General features: G+C 57.8%; 13 protein-coding genes. All 13 read right to left on the bottom strand.

The features are described from left to right. Window positions 1-35: 35 nt before the first annotated feature. The 13 genes from ACOBR2_RS16175 to ACOBR2_RS16115 all read right to left on the bottom strand — a co-directional run bounded on the left by ACOBR2_RS16175 (window position 36) and on the right by ACOBR2_RS16115 (window position 15,981). Window positions 36-1,139 (bottom strand): PDDEXK nuclease domain-containing protein, encoded by a 1,104-nt coding sequence (locus ACOBR2_RS16175; protein ID WP_420237138.1) that lies wholly within the window; start codon window positions 1,137-1,139, stop codon window positions 36-38. Between the two features lie 80 nt (window positions 1,140-1,219). Continuing rightward, window positions 1,220-3,955 carry a MobF family relaxase gene (gene mobF, locus ACOBR2_RS16170; protein WP_420237137.1) on the bottom strand — a complete coding sequence of 912 codons (2,736 nt, stop codon included), beginning with the start codon at window positions 3,953-3,955 and terminating at the stop codon, window positions 1,220-1,222. A 9-nt stretch (window positions 3,956-3,964) separates the two neighbouring features. Further along, entirely contained in the window at window positions 3,965-5,962 is a 1,998-nt protein-coding gene (locus ACOBR2_RS16165; RefSeq protein ID WP_420237136.1) for a type IV secretion system DNA-binding domain-containing protein, read from the bottom strand. A 4-nt stretch (window positions 5,963-5,966) separates the two neighbouring features. Then, window positions 5,967-6,332: a hypothetical protein gene (locus tag ACOBR2_RS16160; RefSeq protein ID WP_420237135.1), complete on the bottom strand. Its 366-nt coding sequence runs from the start codon at window positions 6,330-6,332 to the stop codon at window positions 5,967-5,969. Between the two features lie 169 nt (window positions 6,333-6,501). Continuing rightward, window positions 6,502-6,828: a hypothetical protein gene (locus tag ACOBR2_RS16155; protein WP_420237134.1), complete on the bottom strand. Its 327-nt coding sequence runs from the start codon at window positions 6,826-6,828 to the stop codon at window positions 6,502-6,504. A gap of 23 nt (window positions 6,829-6,851) precedes the next feature. Continuing rightward, the gene (locus tag ACOBR2_RS16150) at window positions 6,852-7,811 is read right to left on the bottom strand and encodes a DNA-primase RepB domain-containing protein (protein ID WP_420237133.1); all 960 of its coding nucleotides are present in this window, start codon (window positions 7,809-7,811) and stop codon (window positions 6,852-6,854) included. A gap of 88 nt (window positions 7,812-7,899) precedes the next feature. Continuing rightward, window positions 7,900-8,400 carry a single-stranded DNA-binding protein gene (locus ACOBR2_RS16145; protein ID WP_420237132.1) on the bottom strand — a complete coding sequence of 167 codons (501 nt, stop codon included), beginning with the start codon at window positions 8,398-8,400 and terminating at the stop codon, window positions 7,900-7,902. After that, window positions 8,394-10,607: a tyrosine-type recombinase/integrase gene (locus ACOBR2_RS16140; protein WP_420236291.1), complete on the bottom strand. Its 2,214-nt coding sequence runs from the start codon at window positions 10,605-10,607 to the stop codon at window positions 8,394-8,396. Before ACOBR2_RS16140 ends, ACOBR2_RS16145 begins: the two co-directional genes overlap by 7 nt. Next, window positions 10,604-11,797 (bottom strand): tyrosine-type recombinase/integrase, encoded by a 1,194-nt coding sequence (locus tag ACOBR2_RS16135; protein ID WP_420236292.1) that lies wholly within the window; start codon window positions 11,795-11,797, stop codon window positions 10,604-10,606. Before ACOBR2_RS16135 ends, ACOBR2_RS16140 begins: the two co-directional genes overlap by 4 nt. A 502-nt stretch (window positions 11,798-12,299) precedes the next feature. Continuing rightward, on the bottom strand, window positions 12,300-13,277 hold the full coding sequence (locus tag ACOBR2_RS16130) for a CpaF family protein (protein WP_420237131.1): 978 nt from the start codon (window positions 13,275-13,277) through the stop codon (window positions 12,300-12,302). Further along, a complete protein-coding gene (locus tag ACOBR2_RS16125) occupies window positions 13,274-14,047 on the bottom strand; it encodes a VirB8/TrbF family protein (RefSeq protein WP_420237130.1) in 774 nt (257 codons plus the stop codon). Before ACOBR2_RS16125 ends, ACOBR2_RS16130 begins: the two co-directional genes overlap by 4 nt. Before the next feature lie 170 nt (window positions 14,048-14,217). Continuing rightward, a complete protein-coding gene (locus ACOBR2_RS16120) occupies window positions 14,218-15,132 on the bottom strand; it encodes a type IV secretion system protein (protein ID WP_420237129.1) in 915 nt (304 codons plus the stop codon). Between the two features lie 63 nt (window positions 15,133-15,195). Next, the gene (locus tag ACOBR2_RS16115) at window positions 15,196-15,981 is read right to left on the bottom strand and encodes a hypothetical protein (protein WP_420237128.1); all 786 of its coding nucleotides are present in this window, start codon (window positions 15,979-15,981) and stop codon (window positions 15,196-15,198) included. Window positions 15,982-16,036: the final 55 nt, after the last annotated feature.

Here is a 16,036-nt window from a genome sequence, read left to right as displayed (position 1 = left end):
CATCTAAATGTTCGTCTGGTGAGCCACAACAGGCATCAATGTTCCAGTTCCCGGCGAGAGCGTTCCAGTTCCTCTGCAATGATCTTTTCGTCTGGCAAGACGGTCTGATACTCGGCAGCGAGAATCTTGTTGGGCAGGTTGTCGAGGGCATAATGCGCCTCTGCGGCACCCTTCTCGGCGCATAGGATCAGACCGACCGGTGGGTTTTCACCGGGCTTGGTCCAGTGCTCGCGGGCGTAGTTGAGGTACATGTGCATCTGGCCTGCGTCGTTATAGCTAAATTTTCCAATCTTAAGGTCGGCCAGGAGTAGGCACCGCAGACGGCGATGGAAGAAGACGAGATCGACGCGGAACCAGTTGTCGTCGATACGAAGTCGCCGCTGACGGCCAACGAAGGCGAAGTCGTCGCCCAACTCCAGCAAGAAATCGGTGAGATGCCGGATGAGCGCCTCCTCCAAATCCGACTCGGAATACTCGTCCTTGAGGTCCAGAAATTCCAGTACGAATGGATCTTTGATGGCTTCTTCGGGCGTAATTGTATCGGATGATTCGGGCGTTTGCGCCTTCTCCAGCATGGCGGCTTTGTTCTTGGAAAGGGCAATGCGCTCGTAGAACTGGCTGCCAATCTGGCGGTCGAGCTGGCGAACGGACCAGCCAGATCGAAGGGCCTCAGCTTCGTAGAACACTCTGGCATCTGGATTCTTGACGGAGAGCAGTCGGACATACGCGGACCAGGGCAAGGAAAAACATGAAGCAAGAGTCGGGGTAGACAGTGAAGCCGCGTGCAACTCATTGTTCTGCAAGGCATTGGGAGATTTTGCAGACGGTGTCTGCAAAATCTTCTCTTCTGGCCATGCCAGGAAGAAGCTCCTCATTTGAGCAAGATTTCGGGCACCGAAGCCTTTGCCGAACACGGCGGAAAGGTCTTCTGACAAACGCGGAATCAGCGTTGCTCCATACTCCGCTCTTTTCTCTCCGGCCTGCTCAGAGTGGACGATCCTTCGCCCAATCTCCCAATAGGTCGCAGTCATGATCGAATTGACATTCCGGGCGGCAGCGGATCGGGCAGCTTTGAGCAGCTCGACGATTCCAGAGCGGATATTTTCGTAGTTCTCAGGCATGGTGGTCAGGTCGGTCATCTTAAATCCTCCGTGCTTGTGGCCGCGTAGTGAACGCGGGCTGTGGAGGCTGGTGACGCCTCCATTCTATCGAACATTCTTCAGCGGCTGATGCCCAGACCAACCCCTTGGCCAACAGATGCCGCTGGGGCGATCTTGAGTGCGGAGGTCTTGGAAATGTCGGCGTTGAGCTGCGGAGCGAGCTTTGCAAAGTGGTCGGTGAAGACCGTTGCATCGTGGCTGGCGCGGGAGACAGAGACATAGCCGAAACGCGAGTTTACGAGGTCCGGGTGAACGCCAGTATCGGCGTTGACGAGGACGCGCTCGGCGGTGAGTCCTTGGGAACTGTGGCTGGTCACGGCGTAACCGTGGTCGAAGTGGCGATGCTCTGTCGGATCGAATTCAACCGCGCGACCGGAATCGAGGCGGGCCTTGATGCGAGCATTGCCACGGCCATCAGGCGCAATGGCGTCGATCACGGCCAGATCGCGATTGGCAACATTCAACGCCTTATCGGGTGCTGTGAACTGGATGCGGTCGCCTATGGAAAACTCCCTGCCTATTTCTCGGTAGACGCTGACGCCGGAAAGGCGGCGTGGATCGTAGGTGGCAAGCTCCCCGGTAGCCTTTTTGACGGTGAGAAGGTTGTTGGCGGAATTCATGCCGACGACTGTGCCGTAGCTCCCGGCCTCGATGCCAACGGCCTTGCTGCCACGCGAGTAGCGAACCGTGTCTCCGGTCTCGTAGCGGCTGGCCCAAGTGCGTTCCGCGCCGGTCATGTCCTGGCGCGGAACGAGTACGCGGAAGGGCTGATCGTCCGGTGCAAGTGTGCCTTTGGCCTTCAATTCCTCACGCACGGCAACGTTCAAGGCCCTGCGCGAAGCATTGTCGGGCGAGACGATCAAGGTGTTTTCAGGTGAAGCCGCATAAGCCTGGGCGATAGCGCGGACACGCTCCCCGGCGTCCGGAATCTCCCGGACGCGGCCTTGCTGGCGGAGCGAATCGAGCGCGGCGGAGACCTCTCCTTTGGCCAACTGTTCGACGGCAGTTTTCAGCGCCGGGTCTTTCTGGCGAACGATCTCGTCGAGCTTGGCGGTGCGCATTCCAGCCTCCTGCAACTGCTCGAAGGGCCGACCAGCTTCGACGCCCTGGTGCTGACGCACGTCGCCGATCAGAAGAACCCGGTCCTGTGAACCAAGGCGGGCAAGGAAATCCCGCATCTGATTGGTGCTCGCAAGGCTTGATTCATCGACGAAGTAGAAGTTCCGCTGTCCCGCGGCATTTCCATCCACAGAACGGGCAAGGAACTTTTGCAGCGTTTCGGACTCGACTCCGGCTTCGTTGAGTTGGCGGGCAGCACGGGAGGTTGGGGCAAAACCACGCACGGTGTAGCCTTCCGCTTCCGCCGCGCCGCGAATCACTGAAAGTGTTGTTGTCTTTCCCGCTCCTGCGTATCCCTGAATCCCTTGGATGCGGTCGGGCAGGCTCAATACGTCTTCGACGACGGTTCGTTGTGCCCGGTTCAGATGTGCCTGCTGATCGGCAACAGCGATGGCCTGTTGGCGTGACAGAACCGGCTCGACCTGGTTCTGTCCTTCGCCAACACGGCTCACAATCTCCTGTTCTGCCGCAACTGTCTTGGCTGTTGTGAATTGACGCGCCGGAGTGTTCTTACCGTTCTCAACAACGCGGAATTCCCCAGAGTTCAGACGCGCGTTGAGGTTGGTGCGGACCTCTGCATAGGTGACTTCGCCCATGCCGCGCCGCAGTCCATCGCGGATCAGGGCGCGCTCGTCGATGACGGCCTCGCGCTCGAAGTTCTTGTCGCGGGAGAAGGTGAGAGATTCCTGCACGCGGCTATCGGAGATTGCTGGTTGAATCTTGTTTTGGAGTTGCTCCCGCGCCGAGCTGACGACCGCATCAGGCTGGTTGCCGAACTCGGCAGCCAGCCGTCGATGCGCATCAAGAACCTCTTTGGGCGAGAGAATCTCTTTCTTGTCGCGCGTGGAGTGCGCGGCAATCTGTGCGGACTCATGGCCCTGAACGCCATTCTGTTCCATGTAGGCGCGGATCTGTTGGCTGCGTGGGCTGGATGCGTCGAGGTACTCCTGCGTGTAGCCTTTGATCTCCGGCGCACCACTCTTGCCGGGTTCAATTTCATAGCCAAGACGGCGAAGCCGGTACATCAACTCCGACTGGTAAACCGCCGTCGCATACTGCTGTGACTCGAAGAGGCTCTGTGGCTGGAGCGCCCGCGAGCTTCCATCTGCGCGCTCGGTCATATTGAAGACGACGGCGTGCGTGTGAAGCTGCGGAGCGGCGTAGCCATTCACTGGGCGGGCGGTGTCGTGCTCGAATTTGGCAGCGACAAACCGCCCGGTGGTTTCGGCTGGATGATTGCCGCCGATCCGCGCCTGGGTATAATGCTCCAACTCCGAAAGCGCCACGGTGACAGCTTCGCGATGAGCATTGCGCACACGCTCATCGCCACCAACCAGCGCTGTGAGCGAAACAGATTTGGGCGCGGAGAATGTCGCATCCCATCCGGCTCGGTGCTCGACGGACTTTACCGTCTTGCCGTCTGCGGTTTGGTATTGGTGCGACTGGTGATGCTTGACTAGCTGCTTGCCAGTCGCAGGATGCTGGCCTTCGGAGAGCCGGGCAAACTCCTCGGCTCCGACAGAGCCAGAGATGCCATACTCTTCGGCAAGCCTACCTTGCCATTCGCCGCGCACGGTCTCTCCGCGACTCCAATAACTCTGATCGGGCGAAGTGAACTCCTTGGAGTGATAGCTCTGCGCTTGCCCTGCCGAAAGCGGCTTAGAGATGGTCAGCATACAGTCTCCTTATCCTCTGAAGATGAGGCTCTGTTGTTCGTCAATGTCAGGCTCAATAGCAGCTCCTGGCTCAATCTGCTGCACGATGGGCAGGTTGTTGGGCTGTGAGGCGGGCGCATCTTCTGGGGCCTGCTTTAACTCTGGATTCGGCTCCGCACCCTGCACGTGCAGCGGATCGTAGGGCAGCTTTTCGTTTGGGCGTTCCCGCAATTCGAAGCCCTCGGCGATCTCCGGCATATCGAGGTACGGAAAGGAAAAGTGTGTGACGTAGTTCTGGTACTTCATGTAGGCGTGCAGGTCGGCGAGTCCCGCAATTTCTGACTCCATGACCAGCGGCTCAACCTGCCGGTCAAGAGAGAAGTTGCGGCCTCCGCGCGATCCGTCGAAGTGCGTTTCACGCAATCTTTCGATCTCTACCTTGCCGATGAATTCGCTGACCCACTGACCTGCCTTCGGCTCTTTGGTTGTAAGCCAAACGCTGGTCGCTGGCTGCGAAAGCATGACCTCGGCCAAGTGGCCATATAGGTACTCAAGCTGGGCCTTGCCCTGAAAGCCGAGTACCACTGGGTTATTGCTCTTGCGGGCTTCTGTGATGGCGGTGTGAAGCTGTGGAAGTTTCTGCAAGCTGGCCAGTTCGTCGATCACGAACCAGACGCGCTTCTGAGGCGAGGCTGGTTCATTGAGCAGACGCAGAACCAGCCAGTCAATCCAGAGACTTTGCAGGGGTCGCAATGCCTCACGCTCCGCCGGAAGCGAGGTCAAAAAGATCCAGCCTCGGCGTTTCTCCGCCCATTCTGTTGCAGTCCATGCGCCGTTGGCTTGACTCTTTTGCGGCAGCAGGCGAAGGCTATCGGCAATCAGGCCCAGCGAGGCCAGTACACCGGCCCGCTGCTGGTGCGCATGGGGATCAATCAGGTGCGCGTGCTCGGTGCCTTTCAGCCTGCGGTCGATCTCCTCCGGGTTCGACATCCACTGAATCAGTTGCTCCGGCGTCGGCCCATAGGCCATCAGAAAGGCAAAGATCTTCTGCGGCGATTCGATGAAGAACTCGCCTTTTCTGTCCTGTGGCGGCTGAAACAGGGAGACAGCCAGAGCCTTTGCTTCGGAGCGGGTGCGCAGGTCTTCGGCTGGCCCCCAATAGGGGCAGCGTTTATCGAGCGGATTGAGGATGATGTCTCCCTTGGCTGGGTCGTAAAATCGCTTCACATACTCACGGGCCGGGTCGTAGACGATGGCGGAGTCATTACGACTGCGCACCTGCCTGAGCACCTGAAAGAGCAGAGAGCTTTTGCCTGCGCCGGTATCACCGATGATCTGCATGTGCTGTGCCTCGGCGCGTGCTGGAATGCGCAGAAGCTCACGCATTCCGTCGATTTTGAAACCGATGCCGCTGCCCTTGACGATGCGGTTGAACTGACGTGCCGTCAACATCTCCGGCCCCTTCAATCGCCGTCCATAACGGAGCTGCTTGAACCGCTCCGTATCCTTGAGTACAGCAAATGGAAGCAGCCCCATCAGCAGGACCGCGCCAGCAATCAGCGGGGTACGGAAAAGGAAAAACAAACTGGCTTTTCCATAGATCGAGTCCTTCAGGTAAGTGTGCAAAGCAGCATCGGAAAAGCTACGCAAACTTCCATGAAAGATCAGCAGATCTCCCTGTGCCTTTGCCTGTGGCGAGAGCGCCAAGGGCAGGATCGCGCCCGAGGAGTCGAGCGTTCTGCCGAGCACAAGGTCATCATTCAACGCAGGGCGCAGCCTGTGATCCGGCCCGACAATAAAGAGCAATCGATAGTTGCTGCGGTGCGTCTTGCTGAAGGCCGCAAACGCCGAAGTGCGCTCGTAAAGCGGCAGGTAATAGCGTTGCAGTGGCTTCAGCGCAAAGTGAATCCAACCACAGACAAAGAAGAAAGTGAATACAGCCGCAAGGAAGAGGATGCCATAGGCATAGATCGGAATCTGGTATGGCCAGATGAGCGATTCCTTGCGGCCCCAGGTAGATTTCTGCATATGATTACCTCCTCGGTTCGGACGCGATCTTTGCAGCCAATTCATGCTTGGCAGTGCTGATTTCGTCGAGCAACTTGTCGAAGGTTTCGGTTGAAACTCTCTGCCCGGTGGCGAGTGGACGGAGGACGTTGACCAGCAACAGGCGGATGCCAAGAGCTTCTGCGAGGACATAGTTGCGATTGGAGTCTTCTTTGATTTGAGCCAGGATCACATCACGAATCCACTGGCCACGTGCAACACCGTGCTTGTAAGCCAATTCCGTTACGGCATTGCGCTCCATTTTCGTCAGCTTGGTCGTGACCGGATAGATGCGCAGAGCATCCCGATCAGCTTCTGATTTCCTTGTAATTTCATTCTTGAGAATGGGCATCAGAACCTCTTTTTTATCGGGTGCACCCTGGTGCACCTGAAAACGCTATGTGGTTGAGTTCAAAACAAGTGCACCGTGGTGCACTTGCATGAACCTTTCAGGGGTGGAGTGTCGAAAATTCTGCCGGTGCGAAGCACCGCAGTGGTGCTGACCGGGGAACGAAGGCAGATCATGCCTTCGTTCCCCCTGCCATTGCACCCGCTGCTGTAGCCGAAGAAGCTGCCGATGCTGGCTTCTTCGCGGGTAGCTCGACGGCATCAGGAGCGGGCGCGCGACGGATGCGCAGAGTCGGCGTGATGCGCTGGGCTTCTGACGACTTCAGATACTCCTGAAAGTCACGGTCTTTCGAGAAGACATAGGCCAGCGCCTGCTCGACGACATCGTCGGCGGAAGCATGGATGAATGCGGCATACTGATCGACCTGCAAAGCGGTCGTATCAGTGAGCCGAATGGATGCGCTGATGTGGCGGGTTTGGGTGACTTCAAGCAGTGGCATATCGATCTCCTTTGGCTGTGGAATCAGGCCGTCTTCTGACGGGCAATCATGCGCTGAGCCGTGGCCGCAATTTCCCGCGCACGAGCGGAGCAAAGTGCGGCGGGAATCTCAAAGCTTCTGCGAACTTCAAGCATGGTGATTATGTCGTCGATGGGGATGCCATCGGCCAGCCAAAGGCGGGCCGAGGCGACATCGACGGTGCGTTGGGCGTAGTAGAGTGGATCGGATTTGTCAGAACGGCGTGCAGCAAGCTCATGGGTCAGCTTTGAGGCGTCCTGTCCATGAGCAAGCCGGGCACAAACCCATCCCCAGTCATCCTCTGAATGCGAGTGCTTCAAGTGGGTGGAATTTACAGGCGGCTTCCGTGCGTTCTCGCATAGCGGCAGCACGGAAGAACAGACAGCGTCATCGAGCCTGAAGTCGGCGGGAGTGTAGATCGCATCCGCCGGGTATTCGACCGCGACAGGATGAGCGGGAGAATACTTTCTGTTCATGAAACCGGGGACGCGCAGCACCCGATTCCGGTCGGTGCAAGCAGGATCGCCGCCGAAGGCCTGGGCGATCAGCTTGAGCATCTCTTCCTGATGCTCAAAGTCAAAGCCTGCCACGTGCCAGAGAGCCTGATATTTGCCCGGCGATGTCGAGATGATCGCGGTTGGCGTGGGCAACCGATCCGATGCCCGTAGCGTAGCGAGCCGGGCGTCGCCGTCGTCATCAATATCTATGTACAGATGGCGAACGGAAGCAACACATTCCTTGGTGCGCTTGCGGCTGCCTGGGTGAAGAGGATTGGCTGAAACATAGACGTTCGAGCCATTGTCATTCTCATAGCCGAGCCATGCCAGATAGCGCGGCGCAAGTAGCTGTTCAACCTTGACAATGCGCTGCTGTGGCAGAGTTGTATTGTCCCGGCGCAATAGAAGCGCAACAGTTTCGCAGGAAGCGAAGGAACGGGTGAGAAAGTTGGCTGCAACTCGGTTCATAAGTTGACCTCTCAAGAGCGCGATTCCACGGGCATGGTCAGTAGGAAAGCCCGGCCTGTGCCGGGCTTTCACCGTGAAGGGATACGGCCTACGCAGCCGCTTCCTCGAAGGGGATTTCCTGCTCGACTTCCTGCTCTTCTGCGGCGGCCTTCTCCGCGCGGTCGAGCTTAAGGATGGAGTTGACGCGAATGCTGTCGGTGCGCACCGGCTTCTTGGCCTTCTTGGGCGTGTACTCGGTGTGGCGAATCTCGCCCTCGATCTGCACGTGCGCGCCCTTCTTGAGTGTGGCCGCGAACTCGCCGAACTTACCGAAGACGATGCAGCGATGCCATTCGGTATGCGAGATGTATTCGCCGGACTCTTTGTCCTTGTACGAGGTCTTGGTTGCGAGCGAGAAGGTGGTGAACTTCTGGTTGTTCTTGCCGGTGCGCGCTTCGGCGTCGCCGCCGAGGAAGCCGATGAGGATAGCTTTGTTCTTTATGTGGAATTGGGGCCGCTTTTCCGGCGCGTTTCGGACCGCGGCCACTCGCCGGTGGTGGGAGTCCACCGGCGCGGGTGGGTGTGATTTGAAGATAGTTGCGATTAGCATTTGTTGTCACCATTGCGTGCCTGGAGAGCAGGCGCGGTCTCGATTTGATATAGGCGGTCAGGTGTCGGAACATCGGCAAGCTTCCCGATGAGCGTTTCGTAGGCTGCCAGGCCCTGCTCGACCGCCTCCAGTTCAGGTTCGGAAAGAGGGATCTCTTGCCGCAACCGGAGGAGATTGGCCGTGGCCTCCAGAACCTGAGCCCGCGTAGATTCTTTTGCAACGTAGAACGAACATTGGGCGCAGGCCATACGATGCGGGCATTGATCGAAGAAGTCGTAGGTGCAGTATCCGTGGCCCAGATCGAAGAACTTCCACGCCTCTTCGGTCGCCAGCCCCTTGCGAACCACATCCTGGTCGATCAGCACTTCGATCGCCCGGATGTTCCGTTCGAAGTAGCCAGCCTTCTGAAACGATTTGGTCAGCTTCGACGGATTGATCTTTGCGTAATGCTGCGTGGAAGATGGATGCTTGTGCCCCAGCCACTCCTGGATTTCGAAAAGCGACATCGGCTCGCGCGCATTGAAGAGCTGAGTGGCGATCGTGCTGCGTGCTCGGTGACTGGTTATGGGGCCACGGACATCCTCGTGTGGGACACCAGCCTTGATGCACAGCGAGGGGATCAGAACACCGTTGAGGTAGTTATCGCCCAGTGTTTTGGAACGATGCGCAAACAGGTAATCAACCTGCTCACCAGTCTTGCGATCCGTCAGTTTCGCTTGCGCGGGTCGCTCTTTTTCCCATACTTCGATCATTTCACCAACGGTTGCATCCACGGGCTTTGTGAACGCAGTGCTGGTCTTGTTGACCGGAACCGACAACAAGCAGACGCGCTCCCCTGGAGCATCTTGCTGCCATCGTATGCAGCCCAGTCGAAGCCGCCGGATTTCGTCCCAGCGCAGACCCGCGAATAGCCACACGACGGATAACGCCCGCACCAGGGGCAAGGGATAGTAGTGCGCCGCGCCGCGGCCTTGGGCCGACAGATCCGCCGCTGCGATATTCAGTCCGGCCCAGATCAGTTTGGCCCATACATCGTCGGACAGGATGCGGGGATTGCGGTCGACAAGTGATTGCAGGGATCGAGGTGCTCGAAACGCACCGTACGGATCGAAACGGCGCGGAATGACTTCCCATTGTTGCAGGTCGCTGAAGAACCTCCGCAGCGTGGATAGCGAGTGGATACGAGTGTGTGCGGCCATGAGACGGCCGGCGTTACGCACTTCTGCCACAGGACGATGTGCCCATTCACCGCTCTTCTGCTGGAGACACATGGCAACGGCTTCGGCGGCCATAGAACGTGTCCACTCTGCCGGACTTGTCAGCTGAGGATACGTCGCTTGCATCCATCGACCCACTGTAAGGATTCGATAGTAATGGCGAAGCCGACAGTTGGGGGTCAGCGTTGATGTGTCATGCCAGTACCGAGCCAGACGCGCCCATTCGTCAGGAACATTCGCAAGGATGACCTCGGGAGTGCCAAGCATCAGTGAAGGTCGTAATCCCAGACGGCGAATCGGGCTCTCGATGATCCCTTTCGATACCAGCAGACGTGACAGCGCGATTATGCACTGCTCCAAAGCAACAGTGCCGCCTTGTTCTTGTATCTGGAGCAGTGCGCTCTCCGTAATGTCTTCTATGCGCGGAGAGTGCACGATGAGCAACAACTGCGCCAGAGTGAGCGGCGCTATCCGCAGCGTGCGGGCGCGGTAGCCAAGATCGCGCAGTCCAGCTTTGATTTGCCTCTCAGCCTCCGCAACAACCTTGAACCCGAAGACCCGGCGCGCCAGACATGAAAAAACATGCCGCCGTTTGGGGAAGCTCGCCAGCGCATCAAAACCCCGCAGCAGGAAGGCCGCTGCGACGATGTGATTGCCGTTATGTCGACGCGATTCAACGATCTCGATCCACTCCTCGTCTGTCCAGGCCCACAGAGCACGATTACGGCGCCCCATCTCTTCCAGCAGGTAAAAGACGAGAGAACGACGTTTTTGTCCCTTGTACTCGATATGATCGAAGACGTCGTGCAAGGGACGTACAAGCCGGTGGACAACATCGAGCGACGGCTGCCTAGTCTTACTGAATTTGCTCCGCAACGGCAGTTCCACTGCGAGGAAGTGGCGCTCCCTGGCAGTCAGGCTGTGTGCCCGATCGTATTTTGTTGCGTCGACGGGCCAGCTCCACGTGTCGGTTGTTTTCTTCGCACTCATTGAAACAGCCTCCCCATTGCTTCCAGCCGCTGCTGATGCAACTGCTTTATCGTGGAGTTGAACCTGGCCGCCAGATCGCGTGCGCTGAGATGCACATAAATCATCGTGGTCTCGATGTTGCGATGACCGGCGAAGGTCGCGATTTCGTGGATGTCCCAGTCCGCTCGCGCGAGATCGGTCAGACAGAGGTGTCGTAGAGTATGCGGCGTGAAGGCTGGAGCCACCGCGCGTTTCGCGATGGCGGTGACGACCTTGGACCACGCCCACATCGAGACGGGTTGTGCGCGGTTGCGCGGTGACTGCGAAAGGAACAGCCGCCCGCGCTGCCGGCTCAGAGTGCGGCGGTGTTCCAGGTACTGGCCATACAACTCATCGGTCGTAACCGAATATGGCAGGACACGCGACCTCCGGTTCTTGGTGGTCTCTGCGCGCACGCGGATCGTGCGCCGCGATGGATCGATGTCCGATGTTTCGAGCAGGCACAGTTCCTCCCGGCGAAGACCGGCATCGTAGCTCATCGCCAACATCAGGCGGTTGCGGATTGGTTCCTTTGCAGCCTCGGAGAGAATCCGGCACCATTCTTCCTCGGTTGGAATCGTGGGAAGCCGATGCTCTCGTTGCACCAGAGACCGCGCCGAACGACCTTCTCCCCGGCGGAACGGGTTTCTTGTGCAGCGCTCCTCTTCCACAAGGAAGTCGTAGAACATCCGAAGCACCGCCAGATGCTGCTGGATGGTCGCGTTCGCCATCCGGAGGTCCGGTTCTCCTTCGGTAGACGATGGCTTTACCAGATTCCGAAGACAGGCGCCCACGGTTTCCTGCCTGATCTCGTGCGGTTGCTTGCCTTCGGCGCTTAGGAATCGCAGGTATCGCTCCAGGTTGCGGCCGTAGGCATCCAGCGTGTTGAGGGCAAGACCTCGGCACGCCTGAAAGCTAAGCCAGGCGCGGGCATCTCTGTGGCCTGCGACGAACGGTATGCGATCCCATCGGATCTCACTGACAAGTTGGCTCGACTTCATCCTCTTCTCCGTGGCGCTGAGATGTGCGGACGGTGCGAGCCTGAGGAACTGGGCACCGGCCGCCATTTCATCCTTGCACCCGCGCCGGTGGACTCTCGCCACCGGCGAGTGGCCGCGGCCCGAAACGCGCCGGAAAAGCGACACCCAATTCCACATAACTGTCAGATACATGGTCGTGTCTCCGTTTTTGAATTCCCGATCTGCTCGGGTCACACTTTGCGAAGCTATGCGAGTGGGCGCGACTCCCAAGGCCGAAGCTCGGCATTTACGGAGGGTCCATCGCAGATGGAAACCGTAACCCGCAGGGCGATGCAATCGAAGCAGAAGAGCGAGCCTGCCGCCGGGCGTCGCATAGGCCCCGAAGCAGTGACCGAGCAAGTGAGGAATGGAACTGGGAGACACGCTGAAGAACAATGCTTCTCCCACTTCCTGGCGATGCCATCGATCCAATGACCGGTAACACCAGTTCCATCCTTCTCGCCGCCTGACCTCTGGACCCGACCGCAAGACAAAGAGCCGCATCTCACATCCGATATCGCGGGTTTGCTGTTCGGCGCGGCCACGCTCAAGAGCGCACAACAAGGGCGAGATTCTGATTGCCTCACCGTGCCCAAGAAGGCTTTTCATGGCCGTGCCACCGATTCGCGTTTCATCCATGAGGTCCGCGCTGTATCTAAGCCGCCGCCGTGGAGGAAGCCCGGTAGATTTCCTCTGTCTCGAAGGACTGGTCAGCATGGCTGTATCCCTTCACGGTGATCAGCTCGCGTACCCGGCGTCGGCCCGTGGAATCGCGCTCGCAGTAGAGAACAAAACCCACTGCCTTTCCGGTCTGTGACCGGATGAATTGCTGGTCGAGATTGGTCCGGGCGCTGAGCGCCATATCCGCCAGCCGGTCCAATGCATCGAGGGCGGAATCCGCGTGCAATGTCGAGAGCGTTCCGCCGTGGCCAGTGTTCATGGCCTGCAACAGGTCGTAGCCGCATTCGTCACGGATTTCGCCCATGATAATGCGGTCGGGACGGTGCCGCAAAGCTGCGGCTACAAGCTGGCTTGGAGTGACGGCAACTTGACCAGGAATTGCCGCGACTGCCTCCCATCGAACGGCATTGGGATGGGCGACTTTCAGCTCCGCTGGTTGCTCGATCACGATCAGCCGCTCACGGAGCGGAACATGATCGAGCAGCGCCTTCATCAGCGTGGTCTTTCCCGAGCCAGTTCCACCAGCAATTATGCCGTTCTTCCGAGCCTCGATAAGCTGCACAACCGCATCCCGAACTTCAGCAGCCAAGCTGCCAGCCTTGACCAACTCATCCGAGGTAAACCAGCGGTTGAACTTGCGAACAGTAAAGGTCGGTCCATTGATTGAAGAGGGCGAGCCGACGACAGCCACACGCGAGCCATCGGGCAAGCGCGTATTGAGGATCGGATTCTGACTGGTCAAGTCCTGCCCGAGGATGCGCGCAACGCGCTCAATAGCTGCCTGCAAGCGTTCGTTCGTGTATGGCTGCGAGAGCGCGATTTGCTCGACCACGCCATTGCGATCTGCAAAGACACCGCTCGTCCCATTGATCATCAGATCGGAGATCGATGGATCGAGCAGAAGCCCGCGCAATTCCTCTGGGAAGAACGGCAGTATCAGGTCGAAGCTCATCGTGTGGTTCCTGCTACTGCGACAGGCTTGATTGGATCGACAGAAACGCGGTTTTCGTGAAACTCGGTGATGGTCAATCCCAGCGGATTGATGAACTCATATTGCGGATAGACGCGGGACTGATCGCTGACCTGCTTGGGGTTCAGGTAATAGGTCACACTGAGCATCCAATGCTCTGTGCGCGGCTCATGCGAACTCTGTGCGGAGTAGAATCGATCAACGGCCATTAAGGCCGTTCCACGGGCGATGCGCGCGCCCTGTAGCATCTCCTCAGACATCGTTGTAATGGTCACGTTCTGAACCTGCACGTCGCTTGACTCGATCTGCCCTGCCGCGACCTGAGAAACAAGGTGATTGGCATTGTCCTCGCCCATCAAGCGCGAAGCCAATGCCTGCGAAAGAAAGTAGTAATTGAGTGGGTATTTTTTGGCAATCACGTCCCGGTTGACGGTGTAACGGTAGTTGGCCCAGTCAGTCAGATAGGTACGGACTTCGCCTTCGCGGGGGCTGTAGTCCAAATCCGAATACTGAATCGCCTGAGCGCGGCCCATCTCATCGATGCGGATATAGCGATTCGCAACTGGGCGGCGTGCCAGCATCAGGTTCATGCCGAGCGAAGCAAGCAGCATGACAGTGCCACAGCCGAGGATAAGCCGGTATGCTTTCCGCTCGGCGTAGTGGGACGAATAGACCTCGTTGCCGATGTGGTCAACGAGAAGCGCCTGCTCCGGCTTCAGCAGCGATTCAGTGGGGACTGTGCGTGTGCTCATGGTGTCGACTCGTCCTTTCAGAAAGGGTGAGAAAGAGATTGGCCGTGTAGATCATCGAAACGATGAACAGTATGGCCAGGATGGTGAGCAATGTCCGACGCAATGGCCTGGATCTGCCAAGCTGACGTAGAAACAGAAAGCTGAAGATATATGTCCACATGCGACACCTCCTATCCAGCCATCATAGCCAGAGATGCGACGGCTCCTCCAACCTTGGAAACACTGTCTGCCATGCCTGCTGTTCCGCCGAAGATCGCCTGCGTCATGCTTGGGATAAAGAGCAGGTTGATGATGAAGGCGATGAAGACCATCGTGCAGGGAATGAGATTGGCAAGCCACATCTCCATCGAGTAGGTTCCATTGAAGGTTTGCTGAATGAAGGTGTTCAGAAAACCTGCCCACACGAAGATGAATGCGGCAGCCACGGCGCGGATCATCGCGAAGCTGAGCAGCACGTCAAGGAAGTGGTAGAACTTCGACCGAAATGTTCGAGTCATCAGCAGTGGAATGAACACTGGACCGAAGAGCGCCGTGACGCCGTAGAGTATGAACGAAGAGCAGTTGATCAAGAAGAGAATCGCCGATGCCAGTCCGAGCAGACCCTGCACTGCGAAGTAGCAGAGGATCTGCACTGGAGCAGTCAGCGAAGGCATCGACGTATTGTCTCCAGCCGTCTTCAATAGCTGGAGCAGATTGTCGAGCGAACTCTGATCGAATGCGGCCACCATTACCTGGGCGATATAGCTGAAGAAATGGTTAAGGCCGAAGCTCGCGCCGGGCAGCGGATTTACCCAGTAATTGATGAGCAAGCAGCAAACGATCAGTCGCAAGAGAAAGTGCGTAAGATCGCCAGCGCGGACCGGGTGCATGTGAAATCGAAGTGTCATGCTGGAGGTGTTCCAGTTGATGACCATGCTGATGAGCGTAAACAGGGCAATGCAACTCAACTCAGTCAGTCCAAGCTGCGTCAATGCGCCGCCGTTTTGCGTGGTCAGATTCGTCAGATTGTTGGTGAACTGGTAGAGCCAATCCACACCAGAGCTTGCGCTCGGTAATGCCTGGGCCAGCAACGTCGGTGAAATCATGGTCGTCACCTCAATGCGGGGATTGCGGCGCGGGCTATAGCTGCCTGCGCCGCGTTGTTTGGATCATGGAAGGTAGGTCTGCCAGGTATTGCTTTCACTGGCGGCGCTGGCATCGTTTGTTGCGCGTTGTTGCTGCACGAATGCCGCTGTATTGATGTCTTCGACAGCGGCATTGCGCCGTTCCATGTTGGCGACAGTCATCTGCCCGGCGAGGCAGGCATGAAGGGTTCCTTGCGCCTGCATCTCGCTCAGCTTCTGCGCCTCGGCGGCGTTCAATAGGTTGAGCTGCTGCACTTCGCTATTGGAGCCGTCGGAAGAATCAAGCTGAGACGAAACCAGTGAACTGTTTGCCGTAGCGTTCTCTGTCCTGCTGGTGCGGTATTGCCCAACGGCGGTCAGGCAATCTGGGGAGATGGAATCCGAGGTCTCAACCATCGCAAGCTGCGAGATGCGGGAGCTGCCAAGTGACTGCCCTTGCAGGTAGCTGTTGGCTCCGCTGTTCATAGAAACCGTGGCCGTCTTCCAAGCTGTTGTCGATGTAGACGGCGAATTGCTATTGAGTGCGATTTTGATTCCCGCCGTCTCACCAAACATGTTGGCGACATTCACGTTTTCCAGCGTATGCAGTGTCGTCTGCCACTGCTGCTTGAACGAGAAATGGGTGATGTTGTTTTTGAGCATTTTGTACTGCGTCTCCAGCGTGGTGAGCTGGGAGACAAGACTTGCGTAGCTGGTCGGATCAAAAACCACGTCTCCGATTCCGAAGAGCGCAAAACCGGGCGTTGCGGTCAAAAGCACGGCGGCTCCAACGACGAGCCACTTGCGGCGTTTTCTTTGCTGGATTGGCATACTTCCTCCTCTTGGTATGAGATGGGTTAACGTGAGGTCAAGTGGACTGGCTTAG

It is taken from the genome of Telmatobacter bradus, from assembly GCF_048629425.1.
Taxonomy (GTDB): Bacteria; Acidobacteriota; Terriglobia; order Terriglobales; family Acidobacteriaceae; genus Telmatobacter; species Telmatobacter bradus.
The sequence above is the reverse complement of the archived record's forward strand: the minus strand, read 5'-3'. Positions and strand labels throughout refer to the sequence as shown.

Excerpts from the sequence above, each read along its gene's own strand:
- ACOBR2_RS16130 (WP_420237131.1), bottom strand. The coding sequence starts at position 13,277 with ATGAGCTTCGACCTGATACTGCCGTTCTTCCCAGAGGAATTGCGCGGG.
- ACOBR2_RS16135 (WP_420236292.1), bottom strand. The coding sequence starts at position 11,797 with ATGTATCTGACAGTTATGTGGAATTGGGTGTCGCTTTTCCGGCGCGTT.
- ACOBR2_RS16175 (WP_420237138.1), bottom strand. The coding sequence starts at position 1,139 with ATGACCGACCTGACCACCATGCCTGAGAACTACGAAAATATCCGCTCT.
- ACOBR2_RS16160 (WP_420237135.1), bottom strand. The coding sequence starts at position 6,332 with ATGCCCATTCTCAAGAATGAAATTACAAGGAAATCAGAAGCTGATCGG.
- ACOBR2_RS16115 (WP_420237128.1), bottom strand. The coding sequence starts at position 15,981 with ATGCCAATCCAGCAAAGAAAACGCCGCAAGTGGCTCGTCGTTGGAGCC.
- ACOBR2_RS16125 (WP_420237130.1), bottom strand. The coding sequence starts at position 14,047 with ATGAGCACACGCACAGTCCCCACTGAATCGCTGCTGAAGCCGGAGCAG.
- ACOBR2_RS16150 (WP_420237133.1), bottom strand. The coding sequence starts at position 7,811 with ATGAACCGAGTTGCAGCCAACTTTCTCACCCGTTCCTTCGCTTCCTGC.
- ACOBR2_RS16155 (WP_420237134.1), bottom strand. The coding sequence starts at position 6,828 with ATGCCACTGCTTGAAGTCACCCAAACCCGCCACATCAGCGCATCCATT.
- ACOBR2_RS16165 (WP_420237136.1), bottom strand. The coding sequence starts at position 5,962 with ATGCAGAAATCTACCTGGGGCCGCAAGGAATCGCTCATCTGGCCATAC.
- ACOBR2_RS16140 (WP_420236291.1), bottom strand. The coding sequence starts at position 10,607 with ATGAGTGCGAAGAAAACAACCGACACGTGGAGCTGGCCCGTCGACGCA.
- mobF (WP_420237137.1), bottom strand. The coding sequence starts at position 3,955 with ATGCTGACCATCTCTAAGCCGCTTTCGGCAGGGCAAGCGCAGAGCTAT.
- ACOBR2_RS16120 (WP_420237129.1), bottom strand. The coding sequence starts at position 15,132 with ATGATTTCACCGACGTTGCTGGCCCAGGCATTACCGAGCGCAAGCTCT.
- ACOBR2_RS16145 (WP_420237132.1), bottom strand. The coding sequence starts at position 8,400 with ATGCTAATCGCAACTATCTTCAAATCACACCCACCCGCGCCGGTGGAC.